The 292-nt window shown below is 32.2% G+C and carries 1 protein-coding gene; it reads left to right on the plus strand.

Translation table 11 applies throughout. The annotated features are described in order from the left end of the window. Window positions 1-200 (plus strand): DUF594 domain-containing protein (locus LOK78_RS16495; protein WP_232635681.1); only part of this gene is annotated, 200 nt, incomplete at its 5' end. Window positions 201-292: the final 92 nt, after the last annotated feature.

A 292-nucleotide genomic window follows, 5' to 3' on the forward strand; every position in this document is an offset into this window, starting at 1 on the left:
ATTGGAATAAACAGAAGAAGTGGAAGATGATAACTGAAATGTGGATGGAATTATTAACTTTTGCTGCAAATCAAAGCGGATGGACAGAGCATGCTCAACAACTAAAGCATGGTGGAGAGCTTCTGACTGTTGTTCGTCTTCTTATGGCAAATCTTGGTCTAAGTGAACAATATCGTACTTATGGAAGGAGTATTCCTTAGTTTATAGTTTAAAAGATTTCTTCTTGTAATAAATAATTTTATTGTTGAATATTACTAGCTTGTAGAAAATTATGCTTAATAATTTTCTTGGA

This window comes from Mangrovimonas futianensis (genome assembly GCF_021245805.1).
Taxonomy (GTDB): Bacteria; Bacteroidota; Bacteroidia; order Flavobacteriales; family Flavobacteriaceae; genus Mangrovimonas; species Mangrovimonas futianensis.